Genomic DNA, 20,496 nt, shown 5'->3' on the forward strand with positions numbered 1-20,496 from the left:
CACCCCCGACCCCGCACGGAAGGCAACCCCGTGAGCCACGTCAGCTACGAAGACATCGACCCCCAGGACGAGCAGGCCGTACGCGCCCACAACCGCGCGATCGTCGACCGGTACATGCACACCGTCGGCGAGGCCCGCCTCCAGCGCCACCTGCTCTTCACCGAGGACGGCGTCGGCGGCCTGTGGACCACCGAGACCGGCGAGCCCATCACCATCACCGGCCGCGACCGGCTCGGCGAGCACGCCGTGTGGTCCCTGCGCTGCTTCCCCGACTGGGAGTGGACCGACATCGAGATCTACGACACCCAGGACCCCGACCGCTTCTGGGTGGAGTGCCGCGGTGAAGGCAAGATCGTCTACCCCGGCTACCCGGTGGGCCACTACCGCAACCACTTCATCCACTCGTTCCTGTTCGAGAACGGGCGGATCAAGCAGCAGCGCGAGTTCATGAACCCCACGAACCAGTTCCGCGCCCTCGGGATCGACGTGCCCCAGATCCGGCGCGAAGGAATCCCCACCTAAGGAGAGCCCGATGGCCGGACTGCCGACCGTGGAGTCCTACCCCCTGCCGACCCCCGAGACCCTGCCGGAGAACGTCGCCCGCTGGACGCCGGACCCGGACCGCGCGGTGCTGCTCGTCCACGACATGCAGCGCTACTTCCTCGCCGCCCTGCCCGACCCGCTGCGCGCCGACGTCGTCCACCACGCCGCACAGGTGCGCAAGCGTGCCGCCGCCCTCGGCGTGCCCGTGGCGTACACGGCGCAGCCGGGCGGCATGACGGAGGAACAGCGCGGTCTGCTCAAGGACTTCTGGGGCCCGGGCATGCGGACGGACGCCGCGGACCGCGCGGTGGTCCCCGAGCTCGCGCCCGAGGACGGCGACTGGGTCCTGACCAAATGGCGCTACAGCGCCTTCTTCCGCTCCGACCTGCTGGCGCGGATGCGCGCCGCCGGCCGGGACCAGCTGGTCCTGTGCGGGGTCTACGCCCACGTCGGGGTGCTGGCCACCGCCCTGGAGGCCTACACCCACGACATCCAGGCCTTCGTGGTCGCCGACGCCGTCGGCGACTTCTCCGAGGCCCACCACACGCTCGCCCTGACCTACGTCGCACAGCGCTGCGGCTCGGTCCTGACCGCCCAGGAGGTCTTCGCATGAGCGCCACGACCCCGCGGAGCCCCCGGCCCGACCTGCTGGAGCGGATCCTGGCCGGTCAGGTCGACAACTTCGCGCTGCTGCACCGCCCCGAGGACGCGCCGGGCACCGTCACGGTGCTCACCGGCGACGTCACCGGACCCGACTCCCTGGCCGGTGTCCCCCTCGACACCGAGCAGGTCCTCGTCGTCGTCCCGTACCGGCAGCTCACCGAGCGCGGGTTCACCGCCCCCGACGACGGCGCGCAGCTCCTGGCGCTGGCCGTCGGCGAGCAGGACGCCCTGCCGCTGGGCGAGGTCCAGGGCCGCATCGCCGACGTCCCCGTCACCCTCACCGGCGGACGCTTCGACGTGGACGACGACGCCTACGCCGCCACCGTGCGCCGCATCGTGCGCGACGAGATCGGCTCCGGCGCCGGGTCCAACTTCGTGATCAAGCGCTCGTACCTGGCCCGGATCGACTACTACGGCCCGCGCACCGCGCTCGCCCTGTTCCGCCGGCTGCTGGAGCGCGAGCAGGGCGCGTACTGGACCTTCGTCATCCACACCGGCGGGCGCACCTTCGTCGGCGCCACCCCGGAGCGGCACGTGTCGCTGCGCGGCGGCACCGCCGTGATGAACCCGATCAGCGGCACCTACCGCTACCCGGCCGGCGGCCCCACCCTCGACGGCGTCACCCGCTTCCTCGCCGACCGCAAGGAGGCCGACGAGCTGTACATGGTGGTGGACGAGGAACTGAAGATGATGGCCCGCATCTGCGAGTCGGGCGGCCGGGTCACCGGCCCCTACCTCAAGGAGATGGCCCGCCTCGCCCACACCGAGTACTTCATCGAGGGCACCACCCACCGCGACGTGCGCGAGATCCTGCACGAGACGATGTTCGCGCCGACCGTCACCGGCAGCCCGCTGGAGAGCGCGGCCCGCGTCATCGCCCGCTACGAGCCCGGCGGCCGCGGCTACTACGGCGGCATCGCGGCCCTGATCGGCACCGACACCGACGGCAGCCGGACCCTGGACTCGGCCATCCTCATCCGCACCGCCGACATCGACGCGGCCGGGGACATGCGGATCGGCGTCGGCGCCACCCTGGTGCGCCACTCCGACCCCGACTCCGAGGTCGCCGAGACCCGGGCCAAGGCCTCCGGACTGCTGAGCGTGCTGGAGTCCAACGCCCCCACCCGGTTCTCCCAGCACCCCGCCGTCCGCGCGGCGCTGGCCTCCCGCAACACCGGGATCGCCGACTTCTGGCTGCGCGACGTACCGAACCGGGCCACCGAGACGGTGCCGGGGCTGGAGGGCCTGAGCGCCCTGGTCATCGACGCGGAGGACACCTTCACCGCGATGATCGGCCAGCAGCTGTCCTCGCTGGGCCTGGACGTCACCGTGGCCCGCTTCGACGAACCGCACGACCTCGACGCCCACGACGTGGTCGTCCTCGGCCCCGGCCCGGGCGACCCGCGCGACGAGGGCGACCCGCGGATCATCCACCTCCACGCGGCCGCCCGCCGGCTGCTGGCCGAGCGGCGCCCGTTCGTCGCGGTGTGCCTGAGCCACCAGGTGCTCAGCACCCGGCTCGGCCTCGACCTGGTCCGCCGTAGCGTCCCCAACCAGGGCGTGCAGCGCGAGATCGACCTGTTCGGCACCACCGAGCGGGTCGGCTTCTACAACACGTACGCCGCCCAGTGCCTGGACGACAAGCTCGACGCCGGGGACCTCGGGATGATCGAGGTCAGCCGGGACCCGCGGACCTGCGAGGTGCACGCGCTGCGCGGCCCGCACTTCGCCTCCATGCAGTTCCACGCCGAGTCGGTGCTCACCGTCGACGGCCCCCGCATCCTCGGCGAGGCCCTGCTGGGCGTGGTGGGGGTGCGGGTGTCATGAGGGTGGACGTCGCCTGGTGGGACCTGGACGGCACCGGCCTGAGCATCGACGCGCTCGCCGAGCGGCTGGCCGACGAGGGCATCGACGCCTGGACCGAGGTGCCCGGACTGGTGCTGAAGGTGTGGATCTCCGACCGCACCGCCGACCGGTGGGGCGCGGTGATGCTGTGGACCGAGCGGCCCGCGACCGCCGTCCTGCCGCCCAACCGGGCCGCCGAGCTGATCGGCCGGCCGCCGGCGCACCGTTCGTCCTTCGAGGTCGAGGCCGCCGTGGAGGGCGTACACCCGCTCGCCACGCTGCACGGCCTCGGCGCAGCCTTCGCACTCAGCCAGGGAGTTCCCTCCAATGCATGACTACATGGTCGTGGACGCCTTCGCGCGCAACCCGCTCGAAGGCAACCCCGTGGCCGTCTTCTTCGGCAGCGAGGACCTGACCTCCGACCGGATGCAGGCCATCGCACGGGAGATGAACCTCTCCGAGGTGACGTTCGTCCTCCCGGCCGAGGCCGATGCGGCGGACGCCCGCATCCGCATCTTCACCCCGGTCAACGAACTGCCCTTCGCCGGGCACCCGCTGCTGGGCACCGCCGTCGCCCTGGGCCTGAGCCGCAAGGCGCTCGGGGTGGCCCGCAAGGAGGAGCGGCTGCGACTGGAGACCGGGATGGGCGTGATCCCGTTCGACGTCGGCATGGACAACGACGACGGCTCGGTGATCGTGCAGATGCGCCAGCCGCACCCCACCTGGGAACCGTACGAGCACGCGGAGGAGTTGCTGGCGGCGCTCGGGGTGAACGACTCCGTCGCCCCGGTGGAGATCTACCGCAACGGCCCCCGGCACGTCTTCGTCGGCGTGGAGAGCGTCGAGGCGCTCTCCGCGCTCGAACCCGACCACCGGGCGCTGTCGCGCTTCCCCGACATGGCCGCCAACTGCTTCGCCGGCAAGGGCGAGGAGTGGCGCACCCGGATGTTCTCCCCGGCCTACGGCGTGGTGGAGGACGCGGCGACCGGTTCGGCCGCCGGGCCCCTGGCCATCCACCTGGCCCGGCACGGCCTGATCCCGTACGGCCAGCGGATCAAGATCACCCAAGGGGTCGAGATCGGCCGCCCGTCCCACATGTGCGCCACCGCGCACGGGGCGTCGGACCGGGTCGACGGCGTGCGGGTCGGTGGCTACGGCACCGTCGTCGCCCGCGGAACCATCTACGTCTAGGGAGCCCCCCTCATGACCACCACCGCCACCGGCACCGCGAACCCCGCCCGCACCCGGCTCAGCATCGACACCAGCAAGTTCGAGTCCCTCTCCGGCGCCGCCGACCTCGACTTCCCCGAGTACGACGACCCGCCGGCCGAGCCCATGGCCCTGGTCTGGCAGTGGCTGGCCGAGGCCGTACGGCGCGGGGTGCGCGAGCCCCGGTCGATGGCCCTGGCCACCGCCACCCCCGAGGGGCACGCCTCCAACCGGATCGTGACCATCACCCGCGAGACCCCCGACGGCCTGGTGTTCACCACCCACAGCACCAGCCGCAAGGGCCGCGAACTGGCCGCCACCGGCTGGGCGTCGGCGCTGCTGTACTGGCGCGAGACCGGCCAGCAGATCATGCTCGGCGGCCCGGTCACCGCCCTGGACCCGGCCGAGTCGGACGCCCTGTGGACGGCCCGGCCGGTGCCCCTGCACTCCATGACCGCCGCCTCCCGGCAGAGCGAGCCGATCGAGGACCTGGAGACCCTGCGCGACGAGGCGTACCGGCTGCTGGGCACCGGCCGGCCGCTGCCCCGGCCGGAGCGGTTCACCGGCTACCTGCTGGAGCCCGCCGAGGTCGAGTTCTGGAGCGCCGCCTCCGACCGGCTGCACCGCCGGCTCAGCTACACCCGCGTCGACGGCCGCTGGCGCACGGCCCGCCTCCAGCCCTGAACGGAAGGTGAGTCCTGCCATGGAGCGTTCCCTGCTCACCCGCACGATGGCGCTGGTGCCCGGCCCGGTCACGGTGGTCACCACCCTGGACGCCGACGGCAAGCCGTGGGGGTTCACGGCCAGTTCGTTCAGCTCCGTCTCCCTCGACCCGCCGCTGGTGTCGGTCTGCCTGGACAAGGGCGCCAGCACCCACGCCGCGTTCACCACCGCCGGACACTTCCTGATCAACGTCCTGGCCGAGGAACAGCACACCGTGGCCCGCCGGTTCGCGACCTCCGGCATCGACCGGTTCGCCGCCGGCGACATGGACACCTGCGAACTGGGCCTGCCCGGACTGCACGGCACCAGCGTCCGGGTCGCCTGCTCCATGCACTCCATCGTCGACGCCGGCGACCACAGCATCCTCATCGGCCGCGTCGAAGAGGCCTACACGAGCGACCGCACCCCGCTCGTCTACTACAACCGGTCCTTCGCCCGGCCCGCGTCCAACCCCGACCGGGCCGAGCAGGACATCCGCGCGTCCCACATCGCCGACTGGTAGAAGGAGCCGAGACACCGTGAGCACCGACGCCGCCGTCCGCGTGGCCGTGATCTACTACTCGGCCACCGGGAACGTCGCCGAGATCGCCCGCGAGATCGCGGAGACCGCCGAGAAGGCCGGCGCCGAGGTCCGCCTGCGCAGGTGCGCCGAACTGGCCCAGCAGTCGGCGATCGACGCCGACCCGCGCTGGGCCCGGCACCTGGCCGAGACCGCCGACGTCCCCGTGGCCACCCCGGACGACATGCTGTGGGCCGACGCCGTCCTGTTCGGCTCGCCCACCCGCTTCGGCAACATCTCCGCACAGCTCAAGCAGTTCCTCGACCAGCTCGGCCCCGCCTGGGGCAAGGGCCTGCTCAAGGACAAGGTCTACAGCGGCTTCACCTCCACCGCGAGCCTGCACGGCGGCCAGGAGTCCACGCTGCTGGCGCTGACCACCTCCTTCCACCACTTCGGCGGGATCGTCGTCGCCCCCGGCTACACCCACCCCGACAAGTTCGCCGACGGCAACCCGTACGGCACGGCCCACTGGTCCGGCGGCGCCAAGGCCCGGCCCGTCGACGACACCACCCGCAACGCCGCCCGCGTCCAGGCCGACCGGGTCGTGAAGTTCGCCCGCGCCCTGCAGGCCGCCTGACGCCCACCGCCCGCCCTGACACCGAACCGCCCGACCACGCCCCCTGGGGGGAAGCCATGACCCTGCCCACCATCGCCGGCCCCGCCACCGTGCGGGCCGCCGACTACCGCGCCCTGACCGACCTGTTCGCCGACTCCGTCGAGCGCTTCGGCGACCGCACCGCGCTCACCGCCGACGGGGCCTCGTACACCTACCGCCGGCTCGACACCTGGTCGGACTCCGTCGCGGCGCTGCTGGCGGAGCTGGGCGTGGGCCGCGGGGACCGGGTCGCGCTGCGGATGCCGCCGGGCGCCGCCGCCGTCGCCTCGATGATCGGCATCATGAAGGCGGGCGCGGCATACGTCCCGCTGGAGGTGCGCAACCCGCCCTCCCGCAACCAGTTCATCGTCTCCGACAGCGCCGTCACCGCCTTCCTCGGCGACCCCGCAGACTGCGAGACCGGTCCCGTCCCCGTCGTGCCCGAGGAGCGGATCACCCGGCTGCTGGCCGAACCGCCGGTGGCCCCGCCCGCCGGGACCGGACCCGACCCGCGCGACATCGCCTACATCATCTACACCTCCGGCACCACCGGCCGGCCCAAGGGCGTCCTGGTCCCGCACGGCGCCGCCGCGACCCTGCTGGCCGCCGCCCGGGGCCCGTTCGCCTTCGACGAGCACGACAGCTGGCTGCTGTTCCACTCCATCGCCTTCGACTTCTCCGTGTGGGAGATCTGGGGCCCGCTCGCCACCGGCGCCCGCCTGGTGGTGCTGCCGCCCGGCACCTCCCGCTCGCCCGAGGCGTGCATGCACTTCATCGCCGACGAGGGCATCACCGTGCTCAACCAGACGCCCACCGCGTTCAGCGCCATGACCTCGATCGTGCTGCGCGACCAGTTCGCCCTGCCCGCCCTGCGCTACGTCATCTTCGGCGGGGAGAAGCTCACCCCCGAGACCGTCCGCCCCTGGGCCAAGCAGTTCGGCCTGGCCACCCCGGTCCTGGTCAACATGTACGGGGTCACCGAGGCGGCCGTGCTCAGCACCTTCCACGCCGTCGCCGAGGAGGACCTCGACGGCGACACCCTGTCGATCGGCCTGCTGCTGTCCGGCTCCGCCCGGGTGGTCACCGACGACGGCCGTGACGCCGCCGTCGGCGAACAGGGCGAACTGTGGCTGGCCGGCCCCCAGGTCGCCGACGGCTACCTGGGCCGCCCCGAGCTCACCGCCGAACGGTTCCCCACGGGCCCCGACGGCGTCCGCCACTACCGCACCGGCGACCTGGTCGTCCCCCGCGCCGACGGCGGCTACAGCTACGTCGGCCGCGCGGACCTCCAGGTCAAGCTGCGCGGCCACCGCATCGAGCTCAGCGACATCGAGGTCGCCGTCCAGGCCCACCAGGACGTCGCCGACGCCGTGGTCTGGGTGCACACCTTCAAGCCCGGCGACGAGCGCCTGGTGTGCGCGTACATCGTCGCCGAGGGCGCGGACGACCCGGGCACCCGGCCGCTGCGGGCCCACGTCAAGGACCTGCTGCCGTCGTACATGCACCCGTCGAGCTATCAGGCGCTGCCGCTGCCGCACCTGCCGCGCACCGTCAACGGAAAGGTCGACCGGGCCGCCGTGGCCCGGACCTGGGAAGAGGAGAGGAGCCGCACCCGATGAGCACCACACCCGCCACCGCACTGGCCGACGAGGTCCGGGCCGCGACCCTGCGCTGGGTCGCCGAACTGCTGGAGGAACCCGAGGTGGAGCTGGAGGACGGCTTCCTGGAGCTCGGCGGCCACTCCGCGCTCGCCCTCCAGCTCGGCGAGTACGCCAAGGAGCGCTTCGGCGACGAGTACGACCTGATGGTCCTGTTCGAGAAGACCCTCGCCGAGAGCGCCGACGAACTCACCGCGCGCCTGCTCGCCGCCGCCACCCCGGAAGCGGCCTGACCATGGGCGCGGACATCGCCACCGTCACCGCCGTCCCCGGCACCGCCCTGGGCATCGCCTCCTTCGGCTACGCCTTCGGCGAGGACCAGGACGTCGCCAAGGTCGCCGCCGACTTCGTCGACGACCCCGAGCGCGTGCTCAAGTGGGGCTACCGCACCTTCCACCGGGCCGCCGCCGGGGTCACCGGCACCGACCTGGCCCGGGAGGCCGCCCAGCAGGCCCTGGACCGGGCCGGCCTCACCGCCGACGCCCTCGACCTGGTCATCGTCGCCACCACCGACATGCCCGAGTACTCGTACTGGGACGCCGCCTCGGCGCTGGCCCGCGAGCTGAAGATCGAGCGCACCCAGACCCTGTGGCTCAACGAGGGCTGCGGCGCGGGGGTGGGCGGCCTGTTCTACGCCGCCTCCACCCTGGCGCTGCGGCCCGAGGCGGACACCGCGCTGTTCGTCGTCGTCAACCGGGTCAGCGAGTTCCACCGCAACCGGATGAACGTCATCAACACCGTCCTCAGCGACGCCGCCGTGGCCGTCGTCCTGCGGCGCGACCACGACGGCACCCGCTGGCTGGCCTCCGAACAGTTCACCGACCCCGAGTACAGCGACCTGCTGCGCCTGGACTTCGGCGGCGCGGTCCAGCCGCTCCCGCCGATCGGCTGGACCGCGGCCGAGGCCCCGTCCGCGTACGACCAGGTGCGCGAGCAGTTCGCCGGGGACCCGGCCAAGCTGCGCAAGTTCATCGGCGAGCGCTACACCCGGCTGGTGGAGGTCGTCGAGGCCGCCGCCGCCCGGGCCGGCGTGGACCGGCGGGACATCGACCACGTCATCTACCTCAACGACGTGCCCGCCTCGGTCGCCGCGGTGGCCGGCCCGCTCGGCGTCCCCGTCGAGCGGACCAACGCCGACATCGCCCTGGACCACGGCCACATGGGCGGGGCCGACCAGCTCATCTCGCTGGGCCTGCAGATCGAGCGCGGCGAGCTCGCGCCCGGGGACCTGGTCGCCCTGTGCGGCATCTCCACCGGGCGCTGGGCCGCCACCCTGATCCGCGTCTGACCCCGCCCCCAGGACCAGCGCGTACGCCGACGGGGCCATTCCTTCCCCCGTGCCGAGTCCCGTCGGCGTACCCGCTGCACCACCCGTACCCGCGCACCCGCACCGCCGCCCCGCTGCACCGCCGCCCCGCCGCACACCCGCCGCGCACCCGTAAGGAGACACCGTGTCCTCGCCAGAGCACCCGATCCTGGACCTGCCGTTCGACGTGCAGCCCGACCCCGACGAGTTCGTCCGGGCCGCGATGGAGTGGCACTTCCACCCGGAGACCGGTTCCCCGTTCTGGCTGCGGCGCGCGGAGACCCTGGACTTCGACCCGCGCACCGAGATCCGCACCCACGCCGACCTCGCCCGCTTCCCCAACGTCACCGGCGAGCTGCGCCACGTCCGCGCCCAGGACCTCGTCCCGCGCGGTTACGGCTCCCGCCCCGACGTCGTCGGCGTCTTCGAGAGCGGCGGCACCACCGGCGCCCCCAAGCGGGTCGTCCTCACCCGCGACTGGCTCGACCGCATGGTCGCCTGGTCCAACGCCAACCTCGACGCGCACGGCTTCCCGCGCGGCGCCGACTGGCTGGGCCTGGTGCCCACCGGCCCGCACATCGTCGGCGAGTTCTTCCGCCGCTCCGCCGACACCCACGGCACCCGCGGCTTCACCATCGACCTCGACCCGCGCTGGGTGAAGAAGCTGATCGCCGCCGGACGCGGCGCCGACGCCGGCGCGTACGCCGAACACCTGCTGGAGCAGGCCGAGTTCGTGCTCACCACCCAGGACATCGGGGTGCTCACCATCACCCCGTCGGTGCTGGAGCGCCTCGCCGGCCGGGAGGACCTCGTCGAGCTGGTCAACAAGAAGGTCAAGGCGATCCGCTGGGGCGGCACCCAGCTCGACCCCGACTCCCGGCACCTCTACCGGACCGAGATCTTCCAGGACATCGCCTTCTGCGGGAACTACGGCAGCACCATGATCCTCGGCTTCGCCGGGGAGCGGCCCGGCCTGTCCGACGAGGACCCGTGCACCTTCGACCCGCTGAGCCCCTACGTCACCTTCTCCGTGGTCGACCCGGCCACCCGCGAGCCGGTGGCCTACGGCGAGCGCGGCCAGGTCGTGGTCAGCCACGTCAGCAAGACGTTCCTGCTGCCCAACAACCTGGAGCGGGACCTGGCCACCCGGCTGCCGTCCCTCGGGGGAGTGGGCGACGCCGTCGCCGACATCGCCCCGGTGGCCACCTTCGAGAACGAGACCGTCATCGAGGGGGTGTACTGAGATGGCCGCGGCACAGCTGCCGGTGCTCGACGCGCTCGGCGCGCAAGGACCCTTCCGGGCCCGCAAGCGGGCCGCCGTCACCGACGTCTCCGGTACCCCCGTCGCCGAACTGAGCCTCGTGCCCTCCCTGTTCGTCGACCGCACCGTGAAGGCCCTGCACCGGGCCCGCCCGCTCGACGCCGACCAGCGGATCGCCGCGATCGGCCGGGCCGCCGACCTGTTCGCCACCGCCGAGATCGCCGGACAGAGCGTCGAGGCGTACGAGCACACCGTCAGCCGGGTCGGCGGGGTCCCGCTGTCCGTGGTCCGCGCCACCACCGCCAACATCCGGGCCCGCCTCGGCCGCGTCTACGACAGCCTCACCCAGGCCCGCCCCGGCGGCACGGCCGAGGACTGGCGCTCCCCGCTCACCCGCACCGGCCGCGCCGTGTGGACCCGGCGCGGCCACACCTTCGCCGTCCTCGCCGCCGGCAACCACCCCGGCACCCACAGCCTGTGGCCCGAGGCCCTCGCCCTGGGCTACCGGGTCGCCGTACGCCCCTCCCGCCGCGAACCGTTCACCCCGTACCGCCTGATCACCGCCCTGCGCGAGGCCGGGTTCGGCAACGACCGGGTCGCCTTCCTGCCCACCGACCACGCCGAGGCCGACACCCTGCTGCGCGCCGCGGACCGCTCCCTCGTCTACGGCGGCGAGGACGTGATCCGCAAGTACGGCGGCGACCCCGACGTCCTGCTCCAGGGCCCCGGCCGCAGCAAGATCCTGGTCACCGCCGACACCGACTGGCGCCCGTACCTGGACACCATCACCGCCTCCGTCGCCGGCCACGGCGGCACCGGCTGCGTCAACACCACCACCGTCCTGGTCGAGGGCGACCCGGCCCCCCTCGCCGAGGCCCTCGCCGACCGGCTCGCCGCCCTGCCCGTGCTGCCCCCCGAGGACGACAAGGCCGTCCTGCCCGTGCAGAACGCCGCCACCGCCCGCGCCCTGGAAGCCCACCTGCTCGCACAGGCCGCGGGCACCCGGGCCTGGCTCGGCGGCGACGGCGTCGCCGCCGACCTCGGCGACGGCAGCGCCGTGCTGACCCCGGCCGTCCACCAGCTCGACCGCGCCGACGCCCCGCAGGCCGGCATCGAACTCCCCTTCCCCTGCGTGTGGGTGGCCCCCTACGACCGCGCCGACGGGATCGCTCCGCTGCGCGGCAGCCTCGTCGTCACCGCCCTCACCGGCGACGAACAGCTCCTCGACGAGCTGATCACCGAACCCACCATCGGCAACGTCCACGCCGGCGACCACCCCACCTACTGGATGGGCCCCGGACTCCCGCACGACGGATACCTCGCCGAGTTCCTCATGCGCAGCAAGACCGTCATCCGCGACTGACCCGAGGAGGAGCCGTGCACACCGGCACCGCGCTCACCGACGTCGGCTGGAACACCGCCGGCTGACCGCTCCACCGCACAGGCAACCCGCCCAGCCCATTCGCCAGCATCCCCTCTTTCGTTGGTGGGAGAAGACTCCATGTCGCAGCACAGCCATGCCCGGATCGCGATCGTCGGCGCCGGACCCCGCGGCCTGTCGGTCCTGGAACGCATCTGCGCCCAGGAACGCAAGTCGCCCGCGCACGAGCAACTCACCGTGCACGTCATCGACCCGTCGCCGCCGGGCGCCGGCGCCGTGTGGCGCACCGCGCAGCCGCGCCACCTGCTGATGAACACCGTCTCCTCGCAGATCACCCTCTACACGGACGACAGCGTCACGATAGAAGGCCCGATCGAGGAGGGCCCCAGCCTCTACGCGTGGTCGCGCCGGCTGACCGCCGACCCCGAAGGCTCCGAACGGCGCTACGGCGCCCAGACCGTCGCCGAGGCCCGCGAACTGGGCCCCGACAGCTACCCGACCCGCGCCTTCTACGGCCACTACCTCCAGTGGGCCTTCGAGGAGTGCCTGGCCGGCGCCCCCGAGCACGTCACCGTCCAGGTCCACCGCACCCGGGCCGTCGCCCTCACCGACGCCGACACCCCCGACGGCGCCCAGACCCTCGACCTCGCCGACGGGGTCCGCCTCACCGGCCTGTCCGCCGTCGTCCTCGCCCAGGGCCACCTGCCGGCCAAGCTCGGCGCCGAGGAGCAGCGGCTGTCCGACTTCGCCGCCGCCCACGGGCTGTCGTACACCGGCCCGTCCAACCCGGCCGACGTCGACCTCAGCGCCATCGGCCCCGGCCGGCCCGTGCTGCTGCGCGGCCTCGGCCTGAACTTCTTCGACTACATGGCCCTGTTCACCCTCGGCCGCGGCGGCTTCTTCGAGCGCAGAGCCGACGGCCGGCTCGTCTACCGGCCCTCCGGCCTGGAGCCCAAGATGTACGCCGGGTCCCGGCGCGGCATCCCGTACCAGGCCCGCGGCGAGAACGAGAAGGGCGCCCACGGCCGCTACCACCCGCGCCTGCTGACCGTCGAACGCGTCCAAGCCATGCGCGCCGCGGCCAAGGACGGCGACTGGATCGACTTCGGCATCCACATCTGGCCGCTGATCCAGAAGGAGGTGCAGAGCGTCTACTACGAGCGGCTGCTCGCCGCCCGCGGCGGACACTGGACCCCCGACCTCATCGAGGACTTCACCAGCCGCTACCTGGCCGCCGCCGACGACGAGGCCGAGGAGGCCCTCCTCGCCGAGGCCGGCATCGACGGCGAGGAGCGGTGGAACTGGAAGACCCTCTCCCGCCCCTACGGCGACCTGCGCTTCACCGGCCGCGACGACTTCCGCCGCTGGATGCTCGCCTACCTGCTGCGCGACGCCAAGGAGGCCCGCGAGGGCAACGTCAGCGGCCCGCTCAAGGCCGCCCTCGACGTCCTGCGCGACCTGCGCAACGAGATCCGGCTCGCCGTCGACCACGGCGGCCTGCACGCCGACTCCCACCGCGACGACCTCGACGGCTGGTACACCCCGCTCAACGCCTTCCTCTCCATCGGACCGCCGGTCTCCCGCATCGACGAGCTGATCGCCCTCGCCTCGGCCGGCATCGTCGAGTTCACCGGGCCGGGCCTGCGGGTGCGCACCGAGTCCGAGGGCCCCGACGGGCCGGTGTTCGTGGCCACCGCCGACGGCGTCGACGGCGAGGACATCCGGCTGACCGCTCTCATCGAGGCCCGGCTGCCCCACCCCGACCTGCGGCGCACCACCGACGCCCTGCTGGTCCAGCTCCTGGAGACCGGCCAGTGCCGCCCGTACAAGATCCGCGGCAGCGCCGGCATCGAGTACGAGACCGGCGGACTCGCCGTCTCCGAGCGGCCCTACCGGCTGATCGACGCGGACGGCAACGCCCACCCGCGCCGCTTCGCCTACGGCGTGCCCACCGAGGCCGTGCACTGGGTCACCGCCGCCGGCATCCGCCCCGGCGTCGGCTCGGTCACCCTGGAGGACTCCGACGCCGTCGCGCACGCCGCCCTGGCCCTGCCGGCGGTCGAGGCGCCCCTGGCCACCGCGCCCGCCGGCGAGGTCCGGGCATGACGGCGCCGCTTCCCCTGGCCGAGGCCCCCCGGCCGCTCGCGCACGCCGCGACGCCCGGGCCGGACGCGCCGCCGGCCCCGGCACCGGCCCCCGCGTCCGCGGCGCCGGCCCGGGCCACCGCGCCGACGACGCCGGCCGGGTGGAGCGGCGCGCACCCGGAGCCGTGGGAGGGCACCGACGCCGGACTGCTGTCCCCGGTCCGGGCGGGCACCCCCGCCGAGGCCGCCACCAGCGACACGGCCTGGCTCCAGGCCATGCTGGACGCCGAAGCGGCGCTCGCCCGGGCCCAGGCCCGGCTGGGCACCCTCCCGCACCGGGCCGCCCAGGTGATCACCGCGGCCGCCGACGCCCGCCGCCTGGACCTCCGGGCCCTGGCCCTGGCCGCGCGGGAGACCGCCAATCCCGTCGTGGGCCTGGTCGCCGCCTTCACCCGGGTGGTCGCCGAGGACGACCCGGCCGCCGCCGAGTACGTCCACCGCGGCTCCACCAGCCAGGACGTCCTCGACACCGCGACCATGCTCGTCGCCGCCCGCACCCTGAAACTGCTGCGCGCCGACCTGCTGCGCACCGCCGGCTCGCTGGCGGACCTGGCCGCCGAGCACCGCGACACCGTGCAGGCCGGCCGCACCCTGGCCCTGCACGCCGTCCCGACCACGTTCGGCCTCAAGGCCGCCGGCTGGCGGCACCTGCTGCTCGACGCCGTCCAGCGCATCGACCGCCTCCGGCTGCCGGTCTCCCTCGGCGGCGCGGCGGGCACCCTGGCCGGCTACCTGGAGTACGCCCGCATCGACGGGACCGACCGCGCCGACGGGACCGACGCCGGCCACGCCCCGGCCGGACCCGGCCCGGACGACTACGACGCCCAGCTCGCGGCGGCCTTCGCCGGCGAGACCGGGCTGTGCGCACCCGCGCTGCCCTGGCACGCGCTGCGCACGCCCGTCGCCGACCTGGGCGCCGTACTGGCCCACGCCGCCGGCGCCCTCGGCAAGTTCGCCGTCGACGTGCTGGCCCTGGCCCGCACCGAGACGGCCGAGGTCGCCGAGCCCGGTCCCGCCGGCCGCGGCGCCTCCTCGGCCATGCCGCACAAGCGGAACCCGGTCCTGGCCACCCTGGTGCGGTCCGCCGCCCTGATGGTCCCCGCCCTGGCCGCCACCCTGGCCCAGGCGCTGGTCAGCGAGGACGAACGCTCCGCCGGGGTCTGGCACAGCGAGTGGCACACCCTGCGCGAGGCCCTGCGGCTGACCGGAGGGGCCGCGCACACCGCCGCCGAACTCGCCGCCGGACTCACCGTCGACGCCGACCGGATGCGGGCCAACCTCGGCCTCACCGGAAGTCTGCTCGTCACCGAGCGGATCGCCGCCGTCCTCGCCCCGAGGCTCGGCAAGGCGGCCGCCCGGCAGTTGCTGACCGAGGCCTCCGCCACCGCCCACAGCACCGGCACACCCCTCTCGGACGTCCTGGCCGCCGACTCCCGGCTGCACGGCGTCATCGGCCCCGAAGAACTGCGCGACCTGCTGGAACCCGCCCACTACACAGGAGCGGCCGGTCCCCTGACCGACCGGGCCCTGAAACGAGGAGCGAGCACATCATGATCGGTACTGCCCCTGGGGCCCTGAAGTCGGCACAGCAGCCCGACTGGCCGGACCCTGCCGTCCTCGCCACCGTCGTCGACCTGCTGGCCGAACAGCCCCCACTGACCCCCCTCGCCGAGAGCGACGCGCTGCGCGCGCGGCTGGCCGCCGCCGCCCGCGGCGAGGCACTCCTGCTCCAGGGCGGCCACTGCGCCGAGGAGTTCGGCGACCGCGCCCTCGGCGAGGCCGAGAGCACCGCCACCACCCTGCGCCAGATGGCCGAGGTGATCTCCTACGGCGCCGCCGTACCGGTGGTGCCCCTCGGCCGGATGGCCGGCCAGTACGCCAAGCCCCGCTCGAAGCCCACCGAGGAGCACGACGGCGTCGAGCTGCCCGCCTACCGCGGCGACGCCGTCAACGGCCTCGCCTTCACCGCCGCCGACCGGGCCGCCGACCCCTGGCGGATGATGACCGCCTACGACACCGCCGCCCGCACCCTGGACCGGATCCGGCTGCTGCCCGGCTCCGACGGCGACACCGGCGGCGTCCCCGGCCTCCCGCTGCACGTCAGCCACGAGGCCCTGCTGCTGGACTACGAGACCCCGTTGGTCCGCGTCGACGAGGCCACCGGCCGCCGCTACGCCGGCTCCGGCCACTTCGTGTGGATCGGCGAACGCACCCGCCAGCTCGACGGCGGGCACGTGGCGTTCGCCGCGTCCATCGCCAACCCCGTCGGGGTCAAGGTCGGCCCCACCGCCACCGCCGACGAACTCCTCGCGCTCACCGAGATCCTCGACCCCGACAACGAGCCCGGCCGGCTCACGTTCATCACCCGCATGGGCGCCGGCACCATCCGCGACGTGCTGCCCGGCCTGGTGGAGAAGGTCACCGCCGCCGGCTCGCCCGCGCTGTGGGTCACCGACCCCATGCACGGCAACACCCGCGTCGCCGCCGGCGGCCGCAAGACCCGGCTGCTGGACGACATCACCGCCGAGATCCGGGCGTTCGTCGAGATCCACCGGGACCTGGGCACCCACCCCGGCGGACTCCACCTGGAGCTCACCGGCGCCCACGTCACCGAATGCGTGGGCGGCACCGACCCGGTCACCCTCGACGACCTCGACCTGCGCTACACCACCGCCTGCGACCCGCGGCTCAACCGCGGCCAGGCACTCGACCTGGCCTTCCTGGCCGCCGATCTGTGGAGGCCCGCCACATGAGTACGCCCCCCACCCCGACCGACGGCGCCACCGGCGCCGACAGACCCGCGGCCTTCCTGCTCACCGGGTCCTTCCTCGCCATCTGCCGCGCCCCGCGCTACCTGGACGAGCTCTCCCGGCGCGGCCTGAAGATCCTGCTGATCACCCCCGCCGTCTGGCGGGAGCAGGCCCGCGCCGCCCTCGGCGAGCCCGGCCACCCGGCCGCGGCCATCGACGACATCGCCTTCGTCGAAGGCTCCGTCGACCGCGAGGGCTCCTTCACCCCGGGCGTCGTCGCCGCCGTCCGCGCCTGGGAGGACCGCTACGACATCGTCGGCGCCTACGCCGCCGGCGAGACCCTCGTCGAACCGACCGGCCTGGTCGCCGACGCGCTGAACCTGCCCTCGCCGGGCCTGCGCGCCTCCCGCGTCTGCCGCAGCAAGTACCTCCAGCGGCTGCACCTGGGCGAGTTCAACCCGTACGCGCTCGTCGTCCCGCCCGGCGACCGCAGCGCCACCGACCTGTCGGCCGTGCCCTTCCCGGCCGTGGTCAAGCCCGCCACCCGGCACTCCAGCTCGGGCGTGCAGACCGTCACCGACGCCGGGCAGCTCGCCGCGCTCCTGGCGACCTACCCCGCGCACGAGACGATCCTCGTCGAGGAGAAGGTCGAGGGCCAGGAGTTCTCCGTGGAGGCACTGGTCCAGCACGGCCGGATCGTGTGGGACTCGGTCACCGTCAAGGGCACCACCGACGTGCACGCCGACACCTTCGTCGAGCTCTCGCACACCGTCTCCGGCGCGGTCGGCCTGGAACGCAGCAAACTGCTCGCCGCCAACAAGTGCCTGCTGCACCTGCTGGACTTCCAGGACGGCATGACCCACTCCGAGTGGCGGCTGGACGCCCAGGGCCACCCCAAGCTGATGGAGGTCGCCGCCCGCACCCCCGGCGACGGCCTCACCGTCCTCTACCACCTGGCCACCGGACGCCCGATCGAACCCGAGATCATCAAGATCGCCCTGGGGGAGACCGCCGAGTACCCCAAGCCCGTCCGGCACGCCCGCCAGGTCTACGTCGAGCACGAGCCCGGGATCCTCGAGGAGGTCTCCGTCGACTGGCCCGGCATCAGCGTCGAATGGGCCGGCGAGGGCGACCTGTGGCCCGAGGTCCCGGTCGGCCGACCGGACGACCCGCCGACGCTGCGCGCCGTCTTCGTCCAGAAGGAGAAGGGCAGTTACGTCGGCCCGCTGCTCAGCAGCGAGGACCGGGTGGCGAACTTCTTCATCGACGCGCCCAGTCCCCTGGCCCTGGACGCCCTGGAGGCCGAGGTCCGCGCCGCCGTCACCGTACGGACGTCCCCCGCGGCGGCTCCGGCCGCGGCGGCCCCGGCCGGGACCGCGTCGGCGGAGGCACCGGGACGATGAGCGCCACACGATCCTCGGCGGCCGCGGACGAGCAGTCGTCCGCGTCCGCCACCGTGCCGGGGACCGCGTCCGCCACCGTGCCGGGGACCGCGTCCGCCACCGTGCCGGGGACCGCGTCCGCCACCGTGCCGGGGACCGCGTCCGCCACCGTGCCGGGGACCGCGTCCGCCACCGTGCCGGGGACCGCGTCCGCCACCGTGCCGGGGACCGCGTCCGCCACCGTGCCGGGGACCGCGTCCCCGGCACGGCCGGCCGGCGCGGACGCCGCCGGCCCCCGCCGGCCCACCGTCCGGGCCGCGTTCACCGAGGCCCCGCTCGCCGTGAAGACCCTGCTCGCCGGGGTGTTCATCAACCGGCTCGGCGGCTTCCTCAACATCTTCCTCGTCCTCTACCTGACCTCGCTGGGCCACTCCGCCGGCCGCGCCACCCTCGCACTCGGTGCGTACGGCGCCGGCACCGTGCTCGGCGTGCTCATCGGCGGCTCGCTGTCCGACCGGATGGGTGCCCGCAACACCACCGCCGTCAGCATGGCCGCCTCCGCGGTGCTGACGGCGGCCCTGCTCTACCTCACCGACTACGCCACCCTGCTGGCCGTCGTCGTCCTCGCGGGCCTGGCCGGACAGATGTTCCGGCCCGCCTCGGCAGCCCTGCTGTCCGAACTGGCCGGCGAGGACCGCCAGGTCATGGTCTTCGCGATGTACCGGTTCGGGCTGAACCTCGGCGCGATGGCCGCGCCGCTGGTCGGCTTCGGGCTGTTCCGGCTCGGCCACGACTCGTACGACCTGCTGTTCTGGGGCGAGGCGGCGATCGCGCTCGCCTTCGCCGCACTGGCCTGGCGCACCCTGCCGCCGGGCCGGGCCCGCGGCCGGCGGGAGGAGGCGGGCAGCGGGAGCTACCTGGCGGTCCTGCGCGACCGGCGGTTCTCCCTCTACCTCGTGGCCACGCTGATCCACACCGCGGTCTACGCCCAGTACCTCTCCACGCTCCCGCTCGACGTGGCGGCGTCCGGGCTGGCCGTCCTCTGGTACACCGTCGCGGTCTCCCTCAACGGCTTCCTGGTCATCGCCTTCGAGCTGCTGCTCACCAAGGTCACCCAGGACTGGCCGGCGCGGGTGACCATCGGGCTCGCCTTCGCCCTGCTCGGCTCCGGAGTGGCCCTGTACGGGCTGCCCATGGGCCCGGCGGTCATCGTGACCGCCACCCTGGTGTGGACCCTCGGCGAGATCATCGGCGGGCCGGCCATCTTCTCGTACCCGGCCGTCGTCGCCCCCGACCACCTCAAGAGCCACTACCTGGGCAGCTTCCACTTCGCCTTCGGCCTGGGCTCCGCCGTCGGCCCGGTGGCCGGCGGCTGGCTCTTCGCCCGGCTCGGGCACTCCTTCTGGTTCGTCCTCGGCGGGGCCTCGCTCCTCGCCACCCTGCTCGCCCTGGCGTCGGTGCGGACCCCCGCCCGGCGCGCGGGCGGGTGACAGCGCGACGGCGAGGGCCGCGGGACTTCTGCCCCGCGGCCCTCGCCGTTGCGCGCCCCCGTACCTGACCCACCCGTACGTCCTTCACACGTCACTTCCCCACGTCGAAAGGCCGGACATGAGCAGCAACCTCGCCCTGGTCCCCCCGCCCGCGGCCCCCGTGACCGTCTCCCCGCTGGACACCCTCCAGCAGATGGCCGACACCCTCGACACCCTGTCCCGCTACGCCGCCGAGGCCGCGCAGACCCAGGCCCAGGTGCCGGCGCCGCGGCCCCCGGAGGCGGCGCCGGGACCGCCGGCCCGGATCGAGTACGTGCACGGCCCGGACCGGATCCGGTACGCCATCCACGAGGCCCTCGGCCGGGCCCGCACGGAGATCCTCACCGCCCAGCCCGACGGCCCGCGCCCCGACGCCACCCTGGAGGAGGCCTACGCGGCCGTCCGCGACCACCTCTCCCGGGGCGTCGCCATGCGCACCCTCTACCAGCACAGCTCCCGCTTCCACGAGCCCACCAAGCGCTACGTGCAGACCGTCCAGCGGCACGGCGCCCAGGTCCGCACCCTGCCCGAGTTCTTCGACCGGCTGATCGTCATCGACCGCGAGGTGTCCTTCATCCCCGCCGACGCCGAGCGCAGCTCGGCGGTGGTGATCCGGGACCGGGCCGTCACCGGCTTCCTCGCCGATGTCTTCGAGAAGGCCTGGGACCGGGCCGAACCGTTCCCGTTCCGCCCGGTCCGGGCCGCCGACGCCGCCTCCGAGGTGGTGCCGGACATGCGCGCGGCCATCCGCAAGCTCCTCATCGAGGGCTGCTCCGACAAGGCCATCGCGCGCCGGCTCGGGGTCAGCCTGCGCTCCGTGCAGGGCCATGTCTCCTGCCTGCGCGACCAGTACGGCGCCCAGCACCGCTTCCAGCTCGGCTACCTCATGGGCCGGGGCGAGGGCGCCCTGCCGGCGATCGACTGACGTGCCCGTCCGCGACGTCCCTG

At 74.0% G+C, this 20,496-nt stretch carries 19 protein-coding genes; all 19 read left to right on the forward strand.

All coding sequences use genetic code 11. The annotated features are described in order from the left end of the window. Positions 1-30 precede the first annotated feature (30 nt). The 19 genes from EF918_RS12540 (at position 31) to EF918_RS12630 (ending at position 20,473) form a co-directional block, all read left to right on the forward strand. On the forward strand, positions 31-522 hold the full coding sequence (locus EF918_RS12540) for a PhzA/PhzB family protein (protein WP_185921718.1): 492 nt from the start codon (positions 31-33) through the stop codon (positions 520-522). A gap of 10 nt (positions 523-532) precedes the next feature. After that, a complete protein-coding gene (locus EF918_RS12545) occupies positions 533-1,156 on the forward strand; it encodes an isochorismatase family protein (RefSeq protein WP_125644858.1) in 624 nt (207 codons plus the stop codon). Continuing rightward, the gene (locus tag EF918_RS12550; protein ID WP_125644860.1) at positions 1,153-3,033 is read left to right on the forward strand and encodes an anthranilate synthase family protein; all 1,881 of its coding nucleotides are present in this window, start codon (positions 1,153-1,155) and stop codon (positions 3,031-3,033) included. Before EF918_RS12545 ends, EF918_RS12550 begins: the two co-directional genes overlap by 4 nt. Next, positions 3,030-3,386 (forward strand): hypothetical protein, encoded by a 357-nt coding sequence (locus tag EF918_RS12555; RefSeq protein ID WP_125644862.1) that lies wholly within the window; start codon positions 3,030-3,032, stop codon positions 3,384-3,386. The genes EF918_RS12550 and EF918_RS12555 overlap by 4 nt, the downstream gene beginning before the upstream one ends. Continuing rightward, positions 3,379-4,242 (forward strand): PhzF family phenazine biosynthesis protein, encoded by an 864-nt coding sequence (locus EF918_RS12560; RefSeq protein ID WP_125644864.1) that lies wholly within the window; start codon positions 3,379-3,381, stop codon positions 4,240-4,242. The genes EF918_RS12555 and EF918_RS12560 overlap by 8 nt, the downstream gene beginning before the upstream one ends. A gap of 12 nt (positions 4,243-4,254) precedes the next feature. Beyond that, positions 4,255-4,944, forward strand: a complete 690-nt coding sequence (gene phzG / locus EF918_RS12565) for a phenazine biosynthesis FMN-dependent oxidase PhzG (protein ID WP_125644866.1) — start codon at positions 4,255-4,257, stop codon at positions 4,942-4,944. A gap of 19 nt (positions 4,945-4,963) precedes the next feature. Further along, the gene (locus EF918_RS12570; protein ID WP_125644868.1) at positions 4,964-5,485 is read left to right on the forward strand and encodes a flavin reductase family protein; all 522 of its coding nucleotides are present in this window, start codon (positions 4,964-4,966) and stop codon (positions 5,483-5,485) included. Positions 5,486-5,501: 16 nt separating this feature from the next. After that, positions 5,502-6,119, forward strand: coding sequence for an NAD(P)H:quinone oxidoreductase (gene wrbA / locus EF918_RS12575; protein WP_125644870.1), 618 nt, complete (start codon positions 5,502-5,504; stop codon positions 6,117-6,119). 56 nt (positions 6,120-6,175) lie between these two features. Further along, entirely contained in the window at positions 6,176-7,756 is a 1,581-nt protein-coding gene (locus EF918_RS12580; protein WP_125644872.1) for an amino acid adenylation domain-containing protein, read from the forward strand. After that, positions 7,753-8,028, forward strand: coding sequence for a phosphopantetheine-binding protein (locus tag EF918_RS12585; RefSeq protein ID WP_125644874.1), 276 nt, complete (start codon positions 7,753-7,755; stop codon positions 8,026-8,028). The genes EF918_RS12580 and EF918_RS12585 overlap by 4 nt, the downstream gene beginning before the upstream one ends. Positions 8,029-8,030: 2 nt before the next feature. Next, positions 8,031-9,083: a 3-oxoacyl-[acyl-carrier-protein] synthase III C-terminal domain-containing protein gene (locus EF918_RS12590; RefSeq protein WP_125644876.1), complete on the forward strand. Its 1,053-nt coding sequence runs from the start codon at positions 8,031-8,033 to the stop codon at positions 9,081-9,083. Positions 9,084-9,246: 163 nt separating this feature from the next. Next, positions 9,247-10,344, forward strand: coding sequence for a phenazine antibiotic biosynthesis protein (locus EF918_RS12595; RefSeq protein WP_185921719.1), 1,098 nt, complete (start codon positions 9,247-9,249; stop codon positions 10,342-10,344). A 1-nt stretch (position 10,345) separates the two neighbouring features. Then, positions 10,346-11,725 (forward strand): aldehyde dehydrogenase family protein, encoded by a 1,380-nt coding sequence (locus tag EF918_RS12600; RefSeq protein ID WP_125644878.1) that lies wholly within the window; start codon positions 10,346-10,348, stop codon positions 11,723-11,725. Between the two features lie 138 nt (positions 11,726-11,863). Then, positions 11,864-13,849: an FAD/NAD(P)-binding domain-containing protein gene (locus EF918_RS12605; RefSeq protein ID WP_125644880.1), complete on the forward strand. Its 1,986-nt coding sequence runs from the start codon at positions 11,864-11,866 to the stop codon at positions 13,847-13,849. Further along, positions 13,846-15,441 carry a lyase family protein gene (locus tag EF918_RS12610; RefSeq protein ID WP_125644882.1) on the forward strand — a complete coding sequence of 532 codons (1,596 nt, stop codon included), beginning with the start codon at positions 13,846-13,848 and terminating at the stop codon, positions 15,439-15,441. The genes EF918_RS12605 and EF918_RS12610 overlap by 4 nt, the downstream gene beginning before the upstream one ends. Then, entirely contained in the window at positions 15,438-16,640 is a 1,203-nt protein-coding gene (locus EF918_RS12615; RefSeq protein WP_125644884.1) for a 3-deoxy-7-phosphoheptulonate synthase, read from the forward strand. Before EF918_RS12610 ends, EF918_RS12615 begins: the two co-directional genes overlap by 4 nt. Continuing rightward, on the forward strand, positions 16,637-18,040 hold the full coding sequence (locus EF918_RS12620; protein WP_125644886.1) for an acetyl-CoA carboxylase biotin carboxylase subunit family protein: 1,404 nt from the start codon (positions 16,637-16,639) through the stop codon (positions 18,038-18,040). Before EF918_RS12615 ends, EF918_RS12620 begins: the two co-directional genes overlap by 4 nt. Continuing rightward, a complete protein-coding gene (locus EF918_RS12625) occupies positions 18,037-19,509 on the forward strand; it encodes an MFS transporter (RefSeq protein WP_260610118.1) in 1,473 nt (490 codons plus the stop codon). The genes EF918_RS12620 and EF918_RS12625 overlap by 4 nt, the downstream gene beginning before the upstream one ends. Before the next feature lie 118 nt (positions 19,510-19,627). After that, entirely contained in the window at positions 19,628-20,473 is an 846-nt protein-coding gene (locus tag EF918_RS12630) for a LuxR family transcriptional regulator (RefSeq protein ID WP_125644888.1), read from the forward strand. Positions 20,474-20,496 lie beyond the last annotated feature (23 nt).

Origin of the sequence: Streptomyces sp. WAC06614, assembly GCF_003949795.1 — a bacterium.
In the GTDB taxonomy this organism is placed as follows: Bacteria; Actinomycetota; Actinomycetes; order Streptomycetales; family Streptomycetaceae; genus Streptomyces.

Bases quoted from the DNA above. Each gene is read 5' to 3' on its own strand.
- EF918_RS12545 (WP_125644858.1), top strand. From the start codon at position 533: ATGGCCGGACTGCCGACCGTGGAGTCCTACCCCCTGCCGACCCCCGAG.
- EF918_RS12550 (WP_125644860.1), top strand. From the start codon at position 1,153: ATGAGCGCCACGACCCCGCGGAGCCCCCGGCCCGACCTGCTGGAGCGG.
- EF918_RS12555 (WP_125644862.1), top strand. From the start codon at position 3,030: ATGAGGGTGGACGTCGCCTGGTGGGACCTGGACGGCACCGGCCTGAGC.
- EF918_RS12560 (WP_125644864.1), top strand. From the start codon at position 3,379: ATGCATGACTACATGGTCGTGGACGCCTTCGCGCGCAACCCGCTCGAA.
- phzG (WP_125644866.1), top strand. From the start codon at position 4,255: ATGACCACCACCGCCACCGGCACCGCGAACCCCGCCCGCACCCGGCTC.
- EF918_RS12570 (WP_125644868.1), top strand. From the start codon at position 4,964: ATGGAGCGTTCCCTGCTCACCCGCACGATGGCGCTGGTGCCCGGCCCG.
- EF918_RS12580 (WP_125644872.1), top strand. From the start codon at position 6,176: ATGACCCTGCCCACCATCGCCGGCCCCGCCACCGTGCGGGCCGCCGAC.
- EF918_RS12585 (WP_125644874.1), top strand. From the start codon at position 7,753: ATGAGCACCACACCCGCCACCGCACTGGCCGACGAGGTCCGGGCCGCG.
- EF918_RS12590 (WP_125644876.1), top strand. From the start codon at position 8,031: ATGGGCGCGGACATCGCCACCGTCACCGCCGTCCCCGGCACCGCCCTG.
- EF918_RS12600 (WP_125644878.1), top strand. From the start codon at position 10,346: ATGGCCGCGGCACAGCTGCCGGTGCTCGACGCGCTCGGCGCGCAAGGA.
- EF918_RS12605 (WP_125644880.1), top strand. From the start codon at position 11,864: ATGTCGCAGCACAGCCATGCCCGGATCGCGATCGTCGGCGCCGGACCC.
- EF918_RS12610 (WP_125644882.1), top strand. From the start codon at position 13,846: ATGACGGCGCCGCTTCCCCTGGCCGAGGCCCCCCGGCCGCTCGCGCAC.
- EF918_RS12615 (WP_125644884.1), top strand. From the start codon at position 15,438: ATGATCGGTACTGCCCCTGGGGCCCTGAAGTCGGCACAGCAGCCCGAC.
- EF918_RS12620 (WP_125644886.1), top strand. From the start codon at position 16,637: ATGAGTACGCCCCCCACCCCGACCGACGGCGCCACCGGCGCCGACAGA.
- EF918_RS12625 (WP_260610118.1), top strand. From the start codon at position 18,037: ATGAGCGCCACACGATCCTCGGCGGCCGCGGACGAGCAGTCGTCCGCG.
- EF918_RS12630 (WP_125644888.1), top strand. From the start codon at position 19,628: ATGAGCAGCAACCTCGCCCTGGTCCCCCCGCCCGCGGCCCCCGTGACC.